The organism is Arthrobacter sp. NQ4 (genome assembly GCF_029077345.1).
Classification (GTDB): Bacteria; Actinomycetota; Actinomycetes; order Actinomycetales; family Micrococcaceae; genus Arthrobacter.
Genome location: NZ_JARETC010000011.1, coordinates 113352 through 131437, shown reverse-complemented (window position 1 = coordinate 131437; position 18086 = coordinate 113352). Strand labels below are relative to the sequence as shown.

Here is an 18086-nt window from a genome sequence, read left to right as displayed (position 1 = left end):
TCCATGAGCACCGCAGCAAACACCTCCCTCGACGGCTACGAAGTCTGGTTCCTCACCGGCAGCCAGCACCTCTACGGGGAGGAAGTCCTCAAGCAGGTGGCCGCCCAGTCGCAGGAGATCGCCAACCAGCTCAATGCCTCCTCGTCGGTTCCCGTGCGGATCGTGTGGAAGCCGGTCCTGACCGACTCCGATGCCATCCGGCGCACCGCCCTGGAGGCAAACTCGGATGACTCGGTCATCGGAGTGACGGCCTGGATGCACACCTTCAGCCCGGCCAAGATGTGGATCCAGGGCCTGGACCTGCTGCGCAAGCCCCTGCTGCACCTGCATACGCAGGCCAACCGCGACCTGCCATGGGCGGACATCGACTTCGACTTCATGAACCTGAACCAGGCCGCCCACGGCGACCGCGAATTCGGCTACATCCAGTCCCGCCTGGGCATCGCCCGGAAGACCGTCGTCGGGCACGTCTCCAACCCCGAGGTGGCCCGCCAGGTGGGCTCCTGGCAGCGCGCCGCCGCCGGCTGGGCCGCCGTCCGGAGCCTGAAGCTCACCCGCTTCGGCGACAACATGCGCAACGTCGCCGTGACCGAAGGCGACAAGACCGAGGCCGAGCTGCGCTTCGGCGTCGCGGTCAACACCTGGTCCGTCAACGAGCTCGCGGACGCCGTCCACGGTGCTGCAGAGTCCGACGTCGACGCCCTGGTGGCCGAGTATGAGGACCTTTACGACGTGGTGCCGGAGCTCCGCGCAGGCGCGGCCCGGCACGAATCGCTGCGGTATGGCGCCCGGATCGAACTGGGCCTGCGCAGCTTCCTGGAAGGCAATGGCTCCGCCGCCTTCACCACGTCCTTCGAGGACCTCGGTGCCCTCCGCCAGCTGCCGGGCCTGGCCGTGCAGCGGCTCATGGCCGCCGGGTACGGGTTCGGAGCCGAGGGCGACTGGAAGACCGCCATCCTGGTCCGTGCCGCCAAGGTGATGGGCGCCGGCCTGCCCGGCGGCGCGTCGCTCATGGAGGACTACACGTACCACCTGGAACCCGGCTCCGAAAAAATCCTGGGCGCCCACATGCTCGAGGTCTGCCCCTCCCTCACGGCAGCAAAGCCGCGGCTGGAAATCCACCCCCTGGGTATCGGCGGCAAGGAAGACCCTGTCCGGTTGGTGTTCGACGCCGACGCCTCGCCAGGCGTCGTCGTCGCCCTGTCCGACATGCGGGACCGTTTCCGCCTGGTGGCCAACGCCGTCGACGTCGTTCCCCTGGACCAGCCGCTGCCCAACCTCCCCGTGGCCCGCGCGCTGTGGGAGCCAAAGCCGGACTTCGCCACCTCGGCGGCCGCCTGGCTGACCGCCGGCGCCGCCCACCACACCGTGCTCTCCACCCAGGTGGGCATGGACGTCTTCGAGGACTTCGCCGAAATCGCCAAAACCGAACTGCTCACCATCGACGAAGGCACCACCATCCGCCAGTTCAAGAAGGACCTGAACTGGAACGCGGCCTACTACAAACTGGCCGGCGGGATCTGACCCAGTGGCACGGCTGAGGTGCCGGCCCCGGCGGCTGCCATGGAGCGGAACCCCGTGACGGACGGCAGGCCACCCCGGCTGCCAACGCTCGAGGACGTGGCGGAACTGGCCGGGGTTTCGCACCAGACCGTGTCAAGGGTGGTCAACAGCCACCCCAATGTCAGCTCCGGCACGCGCGGCAAGGTGGAAGCGGCGATTGCCGCACTCGGCTACCGCCGCAACACCGCCGCGCGGAGCCTGGTCACCCGGCGCTCGCAGACCATCGGCGTCCTGGGCAGCGAGCTCTCGCAGTACGGCCCTGCCAACACCCTGCTGGGAGTGGAACGTGCTGCACGGGACGCAGGATACTTCGTCAGCGTCGCAGCGCTGCGGGAGGTCAACCGGGACGCGATCCTGGACGCCGTCCGGCACTTCCTGGACCAGTCGGTGGACGGAATAGTAGTGATCGTCCCGCACCTGGAGACGCTGGCCGCCCTGGCGGAACTGCCCATTGGAGTGCCGGTGGTGGCCGTCGGTCCCAACGGAAATGACTCCGTGGGCGGGGTCAAGGTGGACCAGCGCCGCGGCGCGGAACTGGCAGTGGAACACCTCATCGGGCAGGGGCACGTCCGGATCGGACACGTCGCGGGGCCACAGGACTGGATCGACGCCGTAGCCCGCGCCGAGGGCTGGCGGGGAGCCCTGGTCTCCGCCGGGCTCGAGGCAGACCTGATCATCGAGGGCGACTGGAGCGCGGGCAGCGGATACGGGATCGGCAGGCGGCTGGCAGCCGGCCGCAGGGCCACGGCTCTCTTCGTCGGCAACGACCAGATGGCCCTTGGGGTCCTGCGTGCCCTGAACGAGGCAGGCATCAAGGTGCCCGGGGACGTATCCGTGGTGGGCTTCGACGACCAGCCCGAAGCCGGCTATTTCAGTCCCCCGCTGACGGTGGTCCGGCAGGACTTTGAAGAACTGGGCCGGCGGTGCATGGACATGATGCTCACTGCGTTCGATGGCACGGGCGGCCCGCGGACCCTTGTTGTGCAGCCCGAGCTCATCCTGCGCAGCAGCACGGCCCCGCCGGTGCGGTAACGCCGGGACCGCGGAATTAATCCGGAGGAGACGGCGGCGAAACGTGGCCACAACAATACCTGCGTAGGTTTCAGGCATGACGCCTACCCTGTTCGTCCGGCTCCGCGGCTGGCTGCTGGACACCCTCACTTTCGACTCCGAAACGGACGCCGCCGGCGCCATGGCTGACGCCACCCGGTGGGGCTGGCTGCCGGCCTTGAGCGGAGTGTCCATCGGAGCCGGCCACGCCCGCTCGGTGCACGCGGGAACAACGGCAGAAACCGGCCCAATGTCTGGTTAAGCACACTATTGCGCCGGTAGCGGGATAATGCCCTAAACTGCTTCACTGAGGTGCCTGAAATGGCGCTGCGCAGCAACGAAAGTGAACATGCTATGGCTACCGATTACGATGCTCCACGCAAGCAGGAAGAAGAGTCGCCGGCCGACTCTCTCGAGGCCCTCCAGGCATCACGGAGCGGCAACGCGCAGACCGCGGTTATCGATGTCGACGAGAACGACACCGCTGAAGGTATCGACCTGCCCGGCGCCGACCTGTCCAACGAGGAACTGACCGTCATTGTGGTTCCCGAGCAGTCTGACGAGTTCACCTGCTCGTCGTGCTTCCTGGTCCGCCACCGGTCGCAGGTTGCCCGCGAAAAGGACGGCCTGAAGTACTGCCGCGACTGCGAAGGCTAAATCTCCATCCTGGTTTCCCGGCGCCGGCCACCTCACACGAGGTGGCCGGCGCTTCTTTGTCCTGTGCTGCTCTGGTCCGGCTGCTTGGCCCGGTGCCGCCGTCGTTACCAAAATGACCCCTCGTTTCCGCCCGCGAACGCTCCTACGCTGGAAGCATCCAATGGCTCTCATTTTGGATGGCACTGCAATGAAAAAGTTCTTCATCTGGCTCGCAGCCGTCCTGCTGGCTGCAGGCCTGGGCCTGGTGGTTCCGGGCGCCGCCTCGGCAACCACGTCGTACTGCGGACTCACGTGGGGTTCGCTGATGAAGTCGGACGGCGCCATGGGCGGCGCACCCGTGACCAATGTCCGGACCGGGCAGCACTATTGCTTTGACCGGCTGGTGGTTGACCTAAGCGGCGCGCCGGCCCCCGGCTACACGGTCCGCTACGTCCCCCAGATCATCCAGGACGGCTCGGGAGCAGTGGTGCCAACGCGGGGCGGCGCCCGGCTGCAGGTCGTCGTCAAGGCGCCGGCCTATGACAACAACGGCCAGCCCACCTACACCCCTGCCGACAAGGCTGAGCTCTCCAACGTTTCGGGCTACCAGACCTTCCGCCAGGTGGTTTGGGCCGGAAGCTTCGAGGGCCAGACCACCATCGGGCTCGGCGTCCGTGCCCGGCTGCCGTTCCGGGTGTTCACCCTCGACGGCCCGGGCTCCGGCTCACGCCTGGTGGTCGACGTGGCGCACTACTGGTGAGCCATCCGGCGTCGTCAACACAAAAGGTGCCGTGCCCCTGGCGGGGGCACGGCACCTTTCTGGGCTGGCGGCTATTCCGGAACGACGAGCGCAGGGGTGTCCTGCTTAAGGGTTTCGCCGCGGAAGAAGCCCGGGTGAGTGCGGGACATGACCAGCATGGCCACGGCGCCCAGGGCCAGGATGCCGACGCCCAGGATGAACACCAGGCCCACGCCGAACACCTCGGAACCGCTGCCGAACTCCGGTGCCAGGCTGTCCACGGCGGTCTGGACAAACACCACGAACAGGCCCACGCCGCCCACCACCGGGCATACCAGCCGCAGCACGAAGTGGCGCACGCTGTTGAACAGGCTGTGGCGGAAGTACCAGGTGCAGGCCAGGGCGGTGAGGCCGTAGTAGAAGCAGATCATGAGGCCCAGGGCCAGGATGGTGTCGTTCAGGACGTTCTCGCTGACCACGTGCATCACTGCGTAGAACCCCGCTGACATCACGCCGGCGGCGATGGTGGCGAAGCCCGGCGTGGCGAACTTCCTGCTCATTCTGCTGAAGGGTTCCGGCAGTGCGCCGTAGTGGGCCATGGCCAGCAGGCTGCGCGACGGCGACATGAAGGTTGACTGCAGGGACGCAGCGGAGCTGGAGAGCACGGCGAGGGACATCAGGATGGCGAACGGGCCCATGATGGGGGAGGCCAGTGCGGTGAAGATGTTTTCGTGGTTTTCAGCGTTGTTCAGGCCGTTGCCGGTATCACCGACGCCGGCAAACATCATGGTGGCGATGCTGACCAGCAGGTAGATGGCCAGGACGATGACGGCGGTCAGGGTGCCTGCCACGCCGGCGGTCTTCTTGCCGTTGGCCGTTTCCTCGTTCACGGTGAGGCAGACGTCCCAGCCCCAGTACACGAAGATCGACAGGGAGATGCCGGCGGCAATCTGACCGAACGTCTCGATCCTGGTGACATCGAACCACTCCCAGCTGAACGGGATGGCCGTTTCCGAGGTGGACCAGTTGGCAAAGGCCATCACGACGAACAGGCCCAGCACCAGCAACTGGAAGCCCACCAGGCTGTACTGCACCAGCTTGGTGGTGTGCAGGCCGCGGTAGCTGACCCAGACGGCCAGCGCCACGAAGACGAAGCAGGTAATGACGTTCAGGGCTTTGTTGTCCGCCAGGTCCGCCAGTTCGGGGGAGCCGGTGAGCTGTGACAGGAAGAGGTAGAAGAAGTCGACGGCGACGCCCGCCAGGTTGGACAGCACGATGATGTTTGCTGCCAGCAGGCCCCAGCCGCCCATCCAGCCCACCCACGGGCCAAAGGCCTTGGTGACCCAGGTGAAGGTGGTGCCGCTGTCCGGAGAGTCGGCGTTGAGTTCCCGGTAGGCCAGCGAGACCAGGATCATGGGGATGAACCCGATGAGGAAGATGACGGGCAGCTGGAGGCCGGCTTCATTGACGGTGGGTCCCAGTGCGCTGGTGAGGGTGTAGGCGGGGGCGATGGTTGAAATGCCCAGCACGACGACGGCCAGGAGCCCGAGCTGGCCGCCCTTGAGTCCTTTGGCACTGACGCCGTCCGCGGAGGGGGCGTGGGCGTGCGGACCGGGTTTGGCAGTACTGGTGCGGATTGTCTCTGTCATGGCACCACTTTCTGGAAGGCTGTGAGACGGAGGTCACTATATGAATGGCGTTCATTTAGTATGGGGGTGGCGGGCGTGTGATGCAAGACGCAATATGAATCACGTTCGTTTATGACTGGTTTTCGAAATTAGTAAGCCCACTGAGAAATTGTCTTTAGCCCTGCCGCCGCGCCGTCCACGGCTGGTAGCGTCTGCCGTACTGGACCAATTGAGGAGGACGCATGAAAGCTTCACCGACACTGACCAACAACCTGCAGGCCGTCCTGGCGGACCTGATCGAGCTCCACATCCAGGGCAAGCAGGCGCACTGGAACATCGTGGGCACCAACTTCCGCGACCTCCACCTGCAGCTCGATGAGATCGTCGACGCCGCCCGCCAGTTCGCCGACGACACCGCCGAGCGCATGCGTGCCCTGCACGCGCTTCCGGACGGCCGCAGCTCCACCGTGGCCGGGACCACCAGCCTGGCCCAGTTCCCTGACGGGCTCATCAGCACCGGGGATGCCATTGAGCTAATTGTCGCCGCCATGGAAGCTGCCGTTGGCACCATGCGCAAGGTCCACGACGAAGTGGATGAGGAAGACCCCACCTCCGCGGACCTCCTGCACGAGTTCATCGCCAGGCTGGAGCAGTTCGCCTGGATGGTGCAGGCCGAGAAGATGAAGCCCACCGCCAAGGTCACGGCCCCCGACTCCAAGTAGCGGACATCCGTCAGGGCGTCCTGCGCCGGGGTTGCCCCGGCGCAGGACGCTTTTTGCCCCGGACAGCACTGCCGTTGTACTGCTAGGCCGCTTTGGGAACTTTCCGAAGCACGACGGCGGCGAGCACTGCCGCCGTCGCCATCAGTGCCAGCCCAATTGCGGCCGTGATGTGCACGCCGGAATCGAACGCGGCGGCCGCGGCATCCCGGACTGCCCCCGCGACTGATTCCGGCAGCAGGCCGGCCGCCTCCACCGCGCCGGCCAGCGTTTCCCCGGCGTTGTGCAGTGAGGCTCCGGGCAGCATGGCCTCCAGCCCTGCCGGCAGCCGGAGGTTCTGCTGGTAGGACGCGGTCAGGATGGAGCCCAGCACGGCAGTCCCCAGCAGCGAGCCCACCTCGTAGCCCGTCTCGGAAATCGCCGCCGCAGCGCTTGATTTCGCCGGCGGGGCCGAGCCGAGGATGAGGTCGTTCGAGATGGTTTCCGCCGTGCCGACGCCCAGCGCCAGGACCAGCAGTGCTGCCAGCAGCAGGGAAGGCCCGCCGTCGTGGTTTCCGAAGGCCACCATGCTGTAGCCGACGGCGCTGAAGGACAGGCCCGCGGCCACTACGTACCCCGGGCGGACCTTCCGGACCAGCGGGACTACCACCAGGCCTGCCGCCACTGTGGCTGCCAGGGCCGGAAGCATGGCAATGCCTGCCGCGGACGGCGTCATCCCCTCCAGGAGTTGGAGGTGCTGGGCAAGGAAAAGGATGAATCCGTTGAAGGAAAACAGGGCCAGGATGTTGGCGCTGATGGCCATGCTGAACACCCTGTTCCGGAACAGCGACATGTCCAGCAGGGGGTATTCCAGGCGTTGCTGGCGGCGCACGAACACGATCCCCATGACCACGCCGAAGGCGATGCTGCCCAGCCCGGCCGTGCCCGGGCCTTCGGTGGCTACTGACTTGATGCCGTACACCACGGGCACCATGACCAGCATGGAGAGCAGGACGCTTGGGATATCCACCCTGCCCGGCGCGGGATCCTTTGATTCCGGAATGAAGGCCGGCCCCAGAGCCAGCAGGGGCAGCATGAGCGGCACGGCCACCAGGAAGACGGCGCCCCACCAGAAGTGCTCCACCAGCCATCCACCCAGGATGGGGCCCAGGGCGGCGCCGCCGGAGAATCCGGCCGCCCAGATGGCCACTGCAAGCCGCCGGCGGTTGGGTTCCGGGAATATATTGCGGATCAGCGACAGGGTGGACGGCATCAGCATGGCGCCGAAGAACCCGAGCGCCGCGCGGCCGGCGATCAGCCACTCCGGGGTGGGCGCGAAGGCTGTGGCGGCGGACAGTCCGGCGAAGCCCAGGCTGCCGATGACCAGCAGCCGCCGCCGCCCAATCCGGTCGCCGAGGCTTCCCATTGACACCAGCAGCCCGGCCAGGACCAGCGGATAGGAGTCCACGATCCACAGCAGCTGCAGGCCGGTCGGTTCCAGGGCGCGTGCGATGGCGGGCAGGGCAAACGTCAGGGCCGTGTTGTCCACTGCCACCAGCAGCACGGGAAACATCAGCAGCCCCAGCGCAAGCCAATCCCGCCACGGAGGCCGCGCGGCGGTGCTGTCCCGTTGGGTGGGGGCCGGGCTGATGGAAGTCGTCATGCAATAACTGTACCGTCTGGACGGTACAGTTTGAAAACGCGGGCATTCCTTCTTCCCTGCCGGTGGAGGGCATGATGGAAGGCATGCCCCGAAAGCCTGTAGCCCGTGATGCGGTCCTTGACGCCTTCGAGTCCCTGCTGATCGACGTGGGGGAGCGCGCTGCAACCCTCGACGCCGTAGCCCGGAAGGCCGGGGTGTCCAAAGGCGGCCTCCTCTATCACTTTCCCAACAAGGAAGCGCTCATCTCCGTGCTGCTTGACCGCCTGGAAGGCCTGGCCAGGCAGGACGCCGACGCGATGGCTTCCGCCAGCGAAGGTGCTGCCGCGTATTTCATCCGCTCCTCCGTCTGGGCGGATACTCCGCTTGACCGGGTCATCGTGGCTGCCACGCGGCTTGCCGAGGTGGCACATGAAGAGACCCGCCGCCGGTTCGCCGCCATCCAGCAGCGGTGGCTGGACGAGATCGCAGCAGATGTGGGGCACGGCCTGGCCAAGGCTGTCCTGTATATGGGTGACGGGTTGTACTTCAATGCCATGCTTTCCGTGGGCCCTGCGCCGGAAGGCGGAGCGGCCGCCGATGTGGAGGAACTCCTGGCTGCTTTGGAACGGCTCCGCAGGTAGCTTTCCATTTGCCGGGAGGGCTTGTGGCGTAGGACAATGGAGAGTTGTGAGGGCTGTCACCGGCCGTCATCATCAACAAATGAATAGCCTTTGATCTGCGGCGGGAGAGTTCTGCCGGAAGTACAGGCAGGCGCCGTAGGAGCAAATCCTCCCCAGGAATCTCGCAGGCCCCTGTACCGCCGCGGCGAGGCACCTCTGGAAAGCAGCAGGCAGTTGTCCGGCCTCCCTTGGGGGAAGCGAGACGGCTGTTGTGCTCACCGACGGTGCAAGCGGGTCCTGCCCAGGCAGGCAACGCGGAAACTCTCAGGTCCAATACAGAGCGGGGAGGGACCCGAATAGCTGTGGCGTACCCTGCGCCGCCTGAATAAATGGAGTTCCTTCGTGTCGGTTACCCCAGCCTCCACCACCTTCGTAGACCGCCACATTGGTGCACGCCGCCAGGACGACGTCGACGCCATGCTCAAAGCCGTTGGTTACGGCACGGTCGATTCCCTGGTGGACACCGCCGTACCCAAAGTCATCCGCCAGGAAACAGCCCTCCGCCTGCAGGATGCCCTCAGCGAAGTTGAAGTCCTTGCGGAACTGCGCAGGCTCGCCGCCAAGAACAAGACCGCCGTGCAACTGATCGGCCAGGGCTACTACGACACCATCACCCCTGCTGTCATCCGCCGGAACATCCTCGAGGCCCCGGCCTGGTACACCGCCTACACCCCGTACCAGCCCGAGATTTCCCAGGGCCGGCTCGAGGCACTCCTGAATTTCCAGACCATGGTCCAGGACCTGGTGGGCCTGCCCATCGCCAACGCGTCCCTGCTCGATGAAGCCACCGCCGTGGCCGAGGCCGTGCTGCTGATGCGCCGCTCCAACAAGACCAAGCCTGCAGCGGACGGCAAGACTGTCCTGGACATCGACGTGCTGCCGCAGACCATCGCCATCGTCAAGGGCCGCGCCGAGGCGCTCGGCTTCGAGGTTGAGGTCGCCGACCTGTCCAACGGCCTGCCCGACGGCGACATCAACGGCATCGTGCTCCAGCAGCCCGGCGCCTCCGGCCGGGTCTGGGACCAGTCCGCCACTATTGCGGCGGCGAAAGACCGCGGCGCACTGGTCACCGTGGCCGCTGACCTGCTGGCCCTGACCCTGATCACCCCTCCGGGCGAGCAGGGCGCCGACATCGCCGTCGGCTCCACCCAGCGCTTCGGGGTGCCGTTGTTCTTCGGCGGCCCGCACGCCGCCTACATGGCGGTCCGCAAGGGCCTGGAGCGTTCGCTGCCCGGCCGCCTGGTGGGTGTGTCCAAGGACGACGCAGGGGTGCCCGCGTACCGCCTGGCGCTGCAAACCCGCGAGCAGCACATCCGCCGTGAAAAGGCCACGTCCAACATCTGCACCGCGCAGGCCCTGCTGGCCATCGTCTCCTCGATGTACGCCGTCTACCACGGCCCCGACGGGCTGAAGGCGATCGCGGAAACGACGCACGGCCACGCCCGGGTGCTGGCGGCCTCGCTGGCAGCTGCCGGTGTGGAGGTGCTGCACACGAGCTTCTTCGACACCCTTACCGTCCGCGTCCCCGGACGCGCTGCCGCGCTTGTCGCCGATGCCGAAGCGCGCGGCATCAACCTGCGTTCCATCGACGCCGATACCGTGGGCATCTCGCTCGACGAAACCACGACGGCGGCCATCGTCGCCGACGTCGCGGACGTCTTTGGGGCCTCCGTTGCAGCGGCTGAAGGCTTCGGACTGGAGGCCGCCGTCGGACGTTCCTCCGAATACCTGCAGCACCCGGTGTTCAACACCCACCGGTCCGAAACCCAGCTGCTGCGCTACATCCGGAAGCTGTCGGACCGGGACCTGGCGCTGGACCGCACCATGATCCCGCTGGGCTCGTGCACCATGAAGCTGAACGCCACCGCCGAGATGGAAGCCATCTCCTGGCCGGAATTCGCCTCCATCCACCCCTTCGCCCCGGACTCCCAGACCGAAGGCTGGCGTGAACTGATCAGCGGCCTGGAAGCCGACCTTGCGGAAATCACCGGCTACGACCAGGTGTCCATCCAGCCCAATGCCGGTTCCCAGGGCGAGCTCGCCGGCCTGCTGGCCATCCGCGGCTACCACCACTCCCGCGGCGAAGAGCAGCGCAACGTCTGCCTGATCCCCGCCTCCGCCCACGGCACCAACGCCGCCTCTGCCGTCCTGGCCGGCATGAAGGTCGTCGTCGTTGCCACGGCCGCGGACGGCACCATCAACCACGATGACCTGACGGCCAAGATCGAAGCGAACAAGGACGTCCTGTCCTGCATCATGATCACGTACCCGTCCACCCACGGCGTCTATGACGGGGACGTCCGTGAGGTCTGCGACGCCGTGCACGCGGCGGGCGGCCAGGTCTACATCGACGGCGCCAACCTGAACGCCCTGGTGGGACTGGCCCAGCCCGGCAAGTTCGGCGGCGACGTCTCCCACCTGAACCTGCACAAGACCTTCTGCATCCCCCACGGCGGCGGCGGACCCGGCGTCGGACCTGTGGCGGCCAAGGCCCACCTGGCGCCGTTCATGCCCGGCGACGCCAACAAGGCAACGCATGAGGAAGGCCACGGGGTCGCGATCTCGGCTTCCCGCTTCGGATCGGCCGGCGTCCTGCCGATCTCCTGGGCGTACGTGAAGCTCATGGGCGGGGAAGGGCTCACCGAGGCCACCAAGTCCGCGCTGCTCGCTGCCAATTACGTCGCAGCCCGGCTGAACGAGTACTTCCCGGTGCTGTACACCGGTGAAGGCGGCCTCGTAGCGCACGAATGCATCCTGGACCTGCGCGACCTCACTGCCAAGACCGGTGTCACGGCCGAGGATGTGGCCAAGCGCCTCATCGACTTCGGCTTCCACGCCCCCACCCTGGCCTTCCCGGTGGCCGGCACCCTGATGGTAGAGCCCACCGAGTCCGAGGACCTGGCCGAGATCGACCGCTTTATCGAAGCCATGATCACCATCCGCAAGGAAATCGACCAGGTGGCCAACGGCGACTTTGCCGTAGCGGACTCACCCCTGCGCCGCGCACCCCACACGGCAGCCGCCGTCGTCAGCTCGGACTGGGACCGTGCCTACCCGCGCGAGCAGGCGGCGTTCCCTTCCCGCCACAAGCAGGACAAGTACTTCCCGCCGGTGGGCCGGATCGACGGCGCCGCCGGAGACCGGAACCTCATCTGCTCCTGCCCGCCGCTCGAAGAGTTCGAAAACTAAAGGACCGGCACCGTGACCGAGAAATACACCGCCCTTTACGACGAACATAAAAAGCTTGGCGCCTCCTTCACCGACTTCGGCGGCTGGCAGATGCCATTGAAGTACAGCTCCGAACTGGCTGAACACCACGCCGTCCGCAGCACCGCCGGCCTGTTCGACCTCTCCCACATGGGCGAAGTCTGGGTCACCGGGCCGCAGGCCGCCGCGTTCCTGGACTACGCCCTGGTGGGAAAGATCTCCGCCATGGCCGTGGGCAAGGCCAAGTACTCGCTGATCTGCAACGAGGACGGCGGCATCATCGACGACCTCATCACCTACCGCCGTCCCGCCGCTGGAGACGGCACGGACGTCTTCCTGGTGGTGCCCAATGCGGGCAACGCCGCGGTGGTGGCGGCGGCCCTGCACGAACGGGCCGCAGGGTTCGACGTGCAGGTGGAGGACGCCTCGGCCCGGACATCGCTGATCGCAGTGCAGGGCCCCAAGGCCCAGGAACTCCTGCTTCGCCTGGTCCCGGCCGCACAGCACTCCCTGGTGACGGAGCTGAAGTACTACGCCGCCGTGGAGGTTCCGTTCCTGGTGGGCGGCGCCGGCAAGGAACTCCTGCTCGCGCGTACCGGGTACACCGGTGAGGACGGGTTCGAGATCTTCGTGGACAACGCAGACGCCCCGGCACTGTGGCAGGCATTGGTCGCCATCGCCGACGACGGGGAGCTGACCCCGGCCGGCCTTGCCTCCCGCGACTCGCTTCGACTGGAAGCGGGGATGCCGCTGTACGGCAACGAACTGTCCCTGCAGGGTGACCCGTACGCTGCAGGCCTCGGCCCCGTCGTCGCGCTCTCCAAGGAAGGCGACTTTGTTGGCAAGGCTGCGCTGGCAGCAAAGAAGGAAGCCGGTGCCGGCACCACCTCCGGCCGCCGCCTCGTGGGGCTCAAAGGCAAAGGCCGCCGCGCCGGACGGGCACACTACCCCGTGCTCAAGGACGGCGCCCCGGTCGGGGAAGTCACCTCCGGCCAGCCCTCGCCCACCCTCGGCTACCCGATCGCCATGGCCTACGTCGACGTCGAGCACTCGGCACCCGGCACAGCCCTGGACATCGATCTCCGCGGCAAGGCAGAACCCTTCGAAGTGGTCGACCTCCCGTTCTACCGCCGCGCCAAGTAGTCCCTTGTTCCACCCCGTGGTCACCTTCGCGACGGCGGACCGGACATTTTCACGCCTGCGTTGGGCCCACGCCGTCAGGGTTCCCTGGCCGAGCTTGCGAGGCTAGGGAGACGGTGGGGAGCACGCTTTCGAAAAGTCCGGCTCCGCCGGCGCTCGTGGGCACGACGTTACCTGCTTGCCGCGTCGCCTTGGTGACGTGCTTGCGGAGTGGGCGGGGCATCCGGCAGCGTGCGTCTAAGGGAGCGTCACGTCCGCGCAGCGGGCGTCTTCGCGACCGAGCACGCAGAGGATGTCCTGCCCGCTCCAACCCCAACAACCTGTTTTAGTTAGGAATTTCCTCATGGCCGTTGGTGTCTTTGATCTTTTTTCGATCGGGATTGGCCCGTCGAGCTCGCATACTGTGGGGCCGATGCGGGCTGCTGCTGTGTTTGCTGAGGAGTTGAAGGCCTCGGGGAAACTCGCGGACGTGGCGTCGTTGCGGGTGGATTTGTATGGGTCGCTGGCCGCGACGGGGCATGGGCATGGGACGATGACGGCGATCCTGTTGGGGTTGGAGGGGTTCCATCCGGAACTGATCCTGCCCGAAGAGGTGGAGGAGCGGCTGGCTTCGATCGCGGAGACCGGGATCCTGAACCTGGCCGGTGCGGTGGCGTTGCCGTATGGGGTGGGCGACATGGTGTTGCGGCCGTTGACGGTGTTGCCGCGGCACACGAACGGGATGACGTTCACCGTTACCGACGCGGCCGGGGATGTGGTGCATGCGGCGACGTTCTTCTCGGTCGGTGGCGGGTTCATCGTCCGCGAGGGTGAAGAGGACGCCGCGCAGCAGGAACTGGACGCGTCCAAGGAGGTGCTGCCGCTGCCGTTCCGGACCGCGGCGGAGCTGCTGGAGCACTGCGCGGTGACCGGGCTGGGCATCGCGGACGTGATGTTCGTGAACGAGAAGTCCTCCCGGTCCGAGGAGGAGATCCGGGCCGGGCTGGGGCATATCTGGTCGGTGATGGAGAACTGCGTGGCCACCTCGCTCAAGCGTGAGGGGGTGCTGCCGGGCGGGTTGAAGGTCCGCCGCCGCGCACCGGACTGGTACGAGCGGCTGAAGAAGGAAACCGCCCGCCCCGAAGACACCGACCAGGACGGCCAGGACGGCCAGGACCACTACGACCCGAGGTATTGGCAGGAGTGGGTTAACTTGGTGGCGCTGGCGGTGAACGAGGAGAACGCCTCCGGCGGGAGGGTGGTCACCGCCCCCACGAACGGGGCCGCCGGGATCATCCCCGCGGTGCTGTTCTACGCCCTGCACTTCGCCCCGGGCATGGACCAGGCCACCCAGGCCGACCGCGACGATGTGGTGGTGCGGTTCCTGCTCGCCGCCGGCGCGGTCGGGGTGCTCTACAAGGAACAGGCCTCGATCTCCGGGGCCGAGGTGGGCTGCCAGGGCGAGGTCGGCTCCGCGTCCTCGATGGCCGCCGCGGGCCTGGCCGAGGTCATGGGCGGCACCCCCGCCCAGGTGGAGAACGCCGCCGAGATCGCGATGGAACACAACCTCGGACTGACGTGCGACCCGATCGGCGGGCTGGTCCAGGTCCCCTGCATCGAACGGAACGCGATCGCCGCCGCGAAAGCCATCAACGCCGCGAAAATGGCGCTCTGGGGCGACGGCACCCACCGCGTCTCCCTCGACGAAGTCATCATCACCATGCGCGAAACCGGCAAAGACATGAGCGACAAATACAAGGAAACCGCCATGGGCGGCCTCGCCGTCAACGTCGTCGAATGCTGACACCCGCCCGAATGGCGGGACGGGCGGTGCCCGTGCGCCTAATTGTGAGTTGCCGCCCACCAATTGAGGCTGGCAGCGAACACCAGCCATGAGATGTAGGGGAGCAGGAGCAGCCCTGCCGTCCGGCTGATCGGACCGAAATGCAGCACCGTCACCGTTACCGCGGCGACCAGGGCCACGATGACGGCCAGGCCCAGCCACAGGGCCGCCGTGCCAAGAGCCGGGTAAAGGGCGAAAAAGACCGGGGTCCAGGTGAGATTGAGGGCCAGCTGGATGGCGTAAACCACCATGGCCTGCCGTGTCCCAGCGGTGCGTTTACGCCAAACCAGCCATGCAGCGAGGGCCATTGCCGCATAAAGGATGGTCCACACCGGACCGAACACGCCATTGGGCGGGGACCAGGGGGCCTTGTCCGCGGCTGCATACCAGCCAGTGACATTGGCCGCCGATGCCAAACCGCCCAGCGCCGCCACCACCAAGGACGCCAACAGGAAGCCGGCAAGCGCGGCGGCCTGCACCCCGGCACTGTACGGCTTCCCGCCGCTGCCCGCGGGAGCGGTGCTCTGTTCCCCATCCGGCCTCATACCCCAACCCTTGTTGAACATCCTGAGCTCCGTCAAGGTGACGCTCCACACCCGGACGGCCGCCGTCCCGGGCATGCCGGAGAAAAGCCGGGAGCGCCTGAGGCTTTAGACTTGAGGCTGCATGTCCGCACGCATCCAGAAGTACCGAAACCGCGCACAAACCCGATTGGACACGGCCCCCTTGCGAGAATTCACCGCACGTTTTGCCACAGCCGAGGAAATTGAAAACTGGGACAAGCACGTCACGGCCAACCCGAACGGCGGCAACATGCTGCAGTCCGCCGCCTACGCATCGGTCAAGAACGGAAGCGGCTGGAAAGTCCGGTTCCTGGTGCTGGAAGGCGGCGGGAACGCCAGCTATAACCTGGTGCTGGAGAAAAGCTTCCCTGTCCTGGGACGGCTCTGGTACCTCATCAAGGGCCCCGACCTGGCAGGGGCAGCAGACCTGGGCGCTGCCCTCGCAGCGTGCGCGCAGCTGGTCCGCAGCAGCAAGCTGAAGGTGTTCACCATCAAAGTGGAACCGGACATCATCGACTCAGACGAAGCGCAGCGGGAACTGGCAGCAGCCCACCTGGCCAAAGCCCCCAACATCCAGTCCAACGATTCCACCGCCCTGCTGGATATCTCCGGCACGGAAGAGGAAGTCTTTAAGGCCATCTCTTCCCGGGCCAGGAACGCAATCCGGCGCGCAGAGCGCGAGGGCTGCCAGGTGGTCCGGCAGGAACAGGGACCGGAAACCTACCGGGCCCTGTACGACCTGATGGCCAACACGGTCAACGCAAAGGGTTCCATGCCCCTGCGCAGCTATGAGTACTACGAGCGGTTCTGGGAGGAGTTCTGCAACCGCGGCCAGGGCAACTTTTTCTTCGCCTATGAGGACGGAAAACCCAGTGTTGGTGCCTTCGTCATCAACTACGGGGGCAAGGCAACGTACAAAGACGGCGGTTCCACCCAGAACCGCAAGCAGTACGGGGACTCGCACCTGGTGCAGTGGACGGCCATCCGACGGATGCAGGAACTTGGCTGCACGGAATACGACTTCTGCGGCACCCCGCCGGCTGCCCGCATCAAAGACAAGACCCACAACCTCTACGGAATGGGCATGTTCAAGACCAGCTTCACCAAGACGGTCACCGACTTTGTGGGCTGCCACGACTACATCCTGTCCCCGCTCCGGCACCGGCTCTGGGTCAACGGTGGAGAGAAAGTGTTCCGCCGGATCGAGACCGCACGAACCGGGCAGCAGTTCTACTGACCCGCTGCCGCCAGGGCCCTCTCCTGAGCGCCCCGCGCGGCCCGTACGCTGCGGGAACCCGGCCGGCCCGAACGCCGTCCGCCCTGAACACCCTCCACCCTGAACACCCTCCACCCAGTGCGTGCCCACAGGCCGCGAAGAGTCCAGAAGAAGGTCACCCCTTGAATCCAGTTTCCGCCGCGACCGGGCTTGAATACGCCAACCTCAGCGACGCCGAATTCGAGGCCTTCGCCCTGAAGCACCCGCAGAACAGCTTCCTGCAGTCCATCGACTTCGCCCGCTTCCAGCGTGCCCGGGGCCAGCAGGTGGAACTCTTCGGGGTCCGTCGCGACGGCGAACTCGTGGCCGCAGGAAAGCTCAACTACACCACCACCCGCCTGGGCTACACCGTCTGCGAGTGTGCCAAGGGCCCCCTCATGGACTACTCGGACCGGGACCTGGTGCGCGCCGTCGTCGGGCTTCTCCGCAACCATGCCGCTGAGCGCAAGGCGGCTGAACTGCGGATCTCGCCGAACATCAGGTACATCGCACGCGACGCTGATGGCGCCGAACACCCGGACGTCGAAGACAACAGGCCGCTGGTGGCGGACCTGGAACAGCTCGGATTCCAGCACCAGGGCCTGGACATGAACTTCATCAACGTCAACTGGATGTTCATCAAAAACCTGGTGGGGATCCAGGACGCCGAAGAACTGATCATGGGCACCAGCTACCGCACCCGCAAAGCCATCCGCAAGGCGGAAAAGAACGGCGTCTTCCTCGAACAGGCCACCCTGGAAACCCTCGACGATTTCTACGGCGCCCTGAGCCGGGCAGGCGACGAAAAAGGGTTCGTGTACCGCGAACGCGCCTACTACGAGAACCTGCTCCGCACCACCTCCACGGAGTTCACCAAGCTGATGATGGCCAAGATCGACATCCCGGCCTACCGCAAATCCATCACCGAACGGCTGGCCGCGGAGTCGGCCACAGCGGCGGACCTCCGCCGCGAGGTGGAGGAGACCGGCAGCAAGAAGAAGGCCAACCGGCTCAAAGTGGTCCAGGACCTGGTGGACAGCTACGAGCGGAGCCTGAAGGACATCGAACGCTTCCCCGACTCCGTGGGAACGGCCACCGTCGCGGCCATCCACTTCGTCTGCTACGGCGACGAGGTGGTGTGCGTGATCGGCGGCACCGTCCAGGACTACATCTACTTCAACGGCGCAACCTCCCTTTACTGGGGAATGATGCTGCACGCCCTGGAGAAGGGCTACCCGCGGTACAACTTCTACGGCACGTTCGGCATCTCCGGGCAGGACGAGGAAGGCCACGGCGGCTACGAATTCAAGAAGGGATTCGGCGGGGAAGTGGTCCAGCTGGTGGGGGACTTCGTCCTCCCGGTCCGCCCCGCCGTCTTCCACGCCAACCGGCTGGCCAGGTCCGCTGCCGCTGCCGCCCGCACACTGCTGGGTAAACTGCCGCTGAAGCGCGCATCCTGAGAG

15 protein-coding genes and 1 riboswitch are annotated in these 18086 nt (G+C 66.3%); of the genes, 12 read left to right on the top strand and 3 right to left on the bottom strand.

Annotation, left to right across the window (positions count from 1 at the left end; genetic code table 11):
* Nucleotides 1-3: 3 nt before the first annotated feature.
* The 5 genes from araA to PUN51_RS16960 all read left to right on the top strand — a co-directional run bounded on the left by araA (nucleotide 4) and on the right by PUN51_RS16960 (nucleotide 4009).
* Entirely contained in the window at nucleotides 4-1524 is a 1521-nt protein-coding gene (gene araA / locus PUN51_RS16980) for an L-arabinose isomerase (RefSeq protein ID WP_159632884.1), read from the top strand.
* A 39-nt stretch (nucleotides 1525-1563) separates the two neighbouring features.
* A complete protein-coding gene (locus PUN51_RS16975) occupies nucleotides 1564-2595 on the top strand; it encodes a LacI family DNA-binding transcriptional regulator (protein ID WP_275181882.1) in 1032 nt (343 codons plus the stop codon).
* 76 nt (nucleotides 2596-2671) lie between these two features.
* On the top strand, nucleotides 2672-2875 hold the full coding sequence (locus PUN51_RS16970; protein ID WP_159632882.1) for a hypothetical protein: 204 nt from the start codon (nucleotides 2672-2674) through the stop codon (nucleotides 2873-2875).
* A gap of 92 nt (nucleotides 2876-2967) precedes the next feature.
* The gene (locus PUN51_RS16965) at nucleotides 2968-3270 is read left to right on the top strand and encodes a DUF4193 domain-containing protein (RefSeq protein WP_018762118.1); all 303 of its coding nucleotides are present in this window, start codon (nucleotides 2968-2970) and stop codon (nucleotides 3268-3270) included.
* A gap of 187 nt (nucleotides 3271-3457) precedes the next feature.
* A complete protein-coding gene (locus PUN51_RS16960; RefSeq protein WP_159632881.1) occupies nucleotides 3458-4009 on the top strand; it encodes an AMIN-like domain-containing (lipo)protein in 552 nt (183 codons plus the stop codon).
* A 71-nt stretch (nucleotides 4010-4080) separates the two neighbouring features.
* On the opposite strand, the gene PUN51_RS16955 is transcribed toward PUN51_RS16960, so the two are convergent.
* Nucleotides 4081-5637 (bottom strand): APC family permease, encoded by a 1557-nt coding sequence (locus PUN51_RS16955; RefSeq protein ID WP_159632880.1) that lies wholly within the window; start codon nucleotides 5635-5637, stop codon nucleotides 4081-4083.
* 221 nt (nucleotides 5638-5858) lie between these two features.
* Between PUN51_RS16955 and PUN51_RS16950 the strand changes: the two genes are divergently transcribed.
* Complete coding sequence (locus PUN51_RS16950) at nucleotides 5859-6338, top strand: Dps family protein (RefSeq protein ID WP_275181881.1); 480 nt, start codon at nucleotides 5859-5861, stop codon at nucleotides 6336-6338.
* 82 nt (nucleotides 6339-6420) lie between these two features.
* Here the strand turns inward: PUN51_RS16950 and PUN51_RS16945 are convergent, their stop codons facing one another.
* The gene (locus PUN51_RS16945) at nucleotides 6421-7977 is read right to left on the bottom strand and encodes an MFS transporter (protein ID WP_275181880.1); all 1557 of its coding nucleotides are present in this window, start codon (nucleotides 7975-7977) and stop codon (nucleotides 6421-6423) included.
* Nucleotides 7978-8060: 83 nt separating this feature from the next.
* Between PUN51_RS16945 and PUN51_RS16940 the strand changes: the two genes are divergently transcribed.
* From PUN51_RS16940 to PUN51_RS16925, 4 genes are all read left to right on the top strand, one after another.
* The gene (locus PUN51_RS16940; RefSeq protein ID WP_159632877.1) at nucleotides 8061-8597 is read left to right on the top strand and encodes a TetR/AcrR family transcriptional regulator; all 537 of its coding nucleotides are present in this window, start codon (nucleotides 8061-8063) and stop codon (nucleotides 8595-8597) included.
* 91 nt (nucleotides 8598-8688) lie between these two features.
* A riboswitch (glycine riboswitch) is annotated at nucleotides 8689-8786 on the top strand.
* Between the two features lie 192 nt (nucleotides 8787-8978).
* Nucleotides 8979-11825, top strand: a complete 2847-nt coding sequence (gene gcvP, locus PUN51_RS16935) for an aminomethyl-transferring glycine dehydrogenase (RefSeq protein ID WP_275181879.1) — start codon at nucleotides 8979-8981, stop codon at nucleotides 11823-11825.
* A 12-nt stretch (nucleotides 11826-11837) separates the two neighbouring features.
* Nucleotides 11838-12986 carry a glycine cleavage system aminomethyltransferase GcvT gene (gene gcvT, locus PUN51_RS16930; protein WP_275181878.1) on the top strand — a complete coding sequence of 383 codons (1149 nt, stop codon included), beginning with the start codon at nucleotides 11838-11840 and terminating at the stop codon, nucleotides 12984-12986.
* A gap of 340 nt (nucleotides 12987-13326) precedes the next feature.
* A complete protein-coding gene (locus tag PUN51_RS16925) occupies nucleotides 13327-14766 on the top strand; it encodes an L-serine ammonia-lyase (protein ID WP_275181877.1) in 1440 nt (479 codons plus the stop codon).
* Between the two features lie 38 nt (nucleotides 14767-14804).
* Here the strand turns inward: PUN51_RS16925 and PUN51_RS16920 are convergent, their stop codons facing one another.
* On the bottom strand, nucleotides 14805-15350 hold the full coding sequence (locus PUN51_RS16920) for a TspO/MBR family protein (protein WP_275181876.1): 546 nt from the start codon (nucleotides 15348-15350) through the stop codon (nucleotides 14805-14807).
* Between the two features lie 121 nt (nucleotides 15351-15471).
* Between PUN51_RS16920 and PUN51_RS16915 the strand changes: the two genes are divergently transcribed.
* Together PUN51_RS16915 and PUN51_RS16910 are read left to right on the top strand one after the other, a co-directional pair.
* Nucleotides 15472-16605 carry a lipid II:glycine glycyltransferase FemX gene (locus tag PUN51_RS16915; protein ID WP_275181875.1) on the top strand — a complete coding sequence of 378 codons (1134 nt, stop codon included), beginning with the start codon at nucleotides 15472-15474 and terminating at the stop codon, nucleotides 16603-16605.
* Between the two features lie 161 nt (nucleotides 16606-16766).
* Entirely contained in the window at nucleotides 16767-18083 is a 1317-nt protein-coding gene (locus tag PUN51_RS16910; protein ID WP_275181874.1) for a peptidoglycan bridge formation glycyltransferase FemA/FemB family protein, read from the top strand.
* The last annotated feature ends 3 nt before the right edge of the window (nucleotides 18084-18086 follow it).

Bases quoted from the DNA above. Each gene is read 5' to 3' on its own strand.
- PUN51_RS16960 (WP_159632881.1), top strand. From the start codon at position 3,458: ATGAAAAAGTTCTTCATCTGGCTCGCAGCCGTCCTGCTGGCTGCAGGC.
- PUN51_RS16955 (WP_159632880.1), bottom strand. From the start codon at position 5,637: ATGACAGAGACAATCCGCACCAGTACTGCCAAACCCGGTCCGCACGCC.
- PUN51_RS16915 (WP_275181875.1), top strand. From the start codon at position 15,472: ATGTCCGCACGCATCCAGAAGTACCGAAACCGCGCACAAACCCGATTG.
- PUN51_RS16950 (WP_275181881.1), top strand. From the start codon at position 5,859: ATGAAAGCTTCACCGACACTGACCAACAACCTGCAGGCCGTCCTGGCG.
- PUN51_RS16965 (WP_018762118.1), top strand. From the start codon at position 2,968: ATGGCTACCGATTACGATGCTCCACGCAAGCAGGAAGAAGAGTCGCCG.
- araA (WP_159632884.1), top strand. From the start codon at position 4: ATGAGCACCGCAGCAAACACCTCCCTCGACGGCTACGAAGTCTGGTTC.
- PUN51_RS16925 (WP_275181877.1), top strand. From the start codon at position 13,327: ATGGCCGTTGGTGTCTTTGATCTTTTTTCGATCGGGATTGGCCCGTCG.
- PUN51_RS16945 (WP_275181880.1), bottom strand. From the start codon at position 7,977: ATGACGACTTCCATCAGCCCGGCCCCCACCCAACGGGACAGCACCGCC.
- PUN51_RS16940 (WP_159632877.1), top strand. From the start codon at position 8,061: ATGCCCCGAAAGCCTGTAGCCCGTGATGCGGTCCTTGACGCCTTCGAG.
- PUN51_RS16975 (WP_275181882.1), top strand. From the start codon at position 1,564: ATGGAGCGGAACCCCGTGACGGACGGCAGGCCACCCCGGCTGCCAACG.
- PUN51_RS16920 (WP_275181876.1), bottom strand. From the start codon at position 15,350: ATGAGGCCGGATGGGGAACAGAGCACCGCTCCCGCGGGCAGCGGCGGG.
- PUN51_RS16970 (WP_159632882.1), top strand. From the start codon at position 2,672: ATGACGCCTACCCTGTTCGTCCGGCTCCGCGGCTGGCTGCTGGACACC.